The following is a 1,650-nucleotide window of genomic DNA, read 5'->3' on the forward strand; positions in this document are numbered from 1 at the left end:
CTCCCGGGTTCCCCCGCCCGCCGCTCCGTGGCCTTCCGCCGGCCGCGTTCCGGCCCGTTTCCCGCAACCCGGCCGTGTCGTCGGGGGTGTTGGTCGATCCGGCACGGCAGGTGCCCCCCTCGTGTGGCCCATGTCACGCGTGCATGGCTCGAAATATCAACATCCCGGGACGATGCGGAGCCATGAGGGTCGATTTTCAGACAGGTCTAGTCCTCATATGTTCGTCACGCCCGGGCGCGGGGCCGCTGCGTCCGTGCGTACGAGGCATCCCCTGCAGGGGGAGCGCTGTGGGTCCCGGGCAGCAAAGCGCGGAGTGTTGCGGATGGTTTACGCGCATTACGCATGCCGGTGTGATCGTATGGTCGGGGCAAGATCTGGGCCTTGCGCCGTTCGGCGGGGGCTGGGAATACTCGCCAACACCGCTTGGCATGGACGGTTCGACCCCGACGGGGGTGGCCAGGTCTGTGCCCTCTCTCCGGAGCAGAGTGCTCCAACCCCCACAGGAGGAAAAGAGCGTGACACACCGACGTACGTCCAACCGGCGCCTCATGGCGGCCGCCGCCGGCATCGTCGCCCTCGCAGCCGGAACGTTCGCGGTCGCACAGGCGAACGCGACCCCCACCGCACCGGACGAGGTCATCCCCAACGTGCTGACATCCCTTCAGGCGGGCGAACTCGCCGCCCACCTCACCGGGCAGCTCGACGACGCCGTCGCCGGCTCGTACTACGACGCGGAGGCCGGCACCCTGGTGGTGAACGTGGTGGACGAGTCGGCCAGGGCGGCCGTCGAGGACTCGGGCGCCGCGGCCCGGATGGTCCGCTACTCGCTCGGCGAACTGGCCGACGTGCGGTCCGAGGTCTCCGAGTTCGCCGTGCCCGGCACCGCCTGGACGGTCGACCCGGTGAGCAACACCGTCAGGGTCACCGTCGACGAGACGGTCAGGGGCGACGCGTTGGCCGTGGTCGAGAACTCGGTCGCCGCGCTCGGCGACGCCGCGACGTTCGCGACGGTCGCCGGTGAGTTCGAGCCCTTCGTCACCGGCGGCGACGCCATCTTCTCCTCCGGGGCGCGCTGCTCACTCGGCTTCAACGTGACGACCTCCGCCGGCACGCCGGGCTTCCTCACGGCCGGGCACTGCGGCGAGGTCGGCAGCACCTGGTCGGACGCCGCCGGTGGGGCGACCATCGGCACCATGAGTCAGAGCGTGTTCCCCGGCTCCGACTTCGCCCTCGTGGACTACGAGGGCCAGGTCGACAGCCCGAGCGAGGTCAACCTCTACGACGGCACGGCCCAGGAGATCACCGGGGCGGCCGAGGCCGTGGTGGGCCAGGAGGTGCGGCGCAGCGGCAGCACCACCGGCCTGCACGACGGCGTCGTCACCGCGGTGGACGTCTCGGTGAGCTACCCGCAGGGCGTCGTCGAGGGCACCATCCAGACCACCGTCTGCGCCGAGCCAGGCGACAGCGGCGGCGCGCTGTTCGCCGGCAGCGAGGCGGTCGGCCTCACCTCGGGCGGCAGCGGCGACTGCACCTCGGGCGGCACGACGTTCTTCTACCCGGTGACGGACGCGCTCGCGGAGGTCGGCGCCTCCCTGCCGTGACGCTCCGCGGTGAGCCGATCGGCCACCGCGTGTCGGCTTCACCCCGCCC

The 1,650-nt window shown here is 71.4% G+C and carries 1 protein-coding gene; it reads left to right on the plus strand.

Annotated features, from left to right (window positions below; genetic code table 11):
* Positions 1-515: 515 nt before the first annotated feature.
* Positions 516-1,601: a S1 family peptidase gene (locus E1283_RS35975; RefSeq protein ID WP_243745344.1), complete on the plus strand. Its 1,086-nt coding sequence runs from the start codon at positions 516-518 to the stop codon at positions 1,599-1,601.
* Positions 1,602-1,650: the final 49 nt, after the last annotated feature.

Source organism: Streptomyces hainanensis, from assembly GCF_004348415.1.
GTDB lineage: Bacteria > Actinomycetota > Actinomycetes > Streptomycetales > Streptomycetaceae > Streptomyces > Streptomyces hainanensis.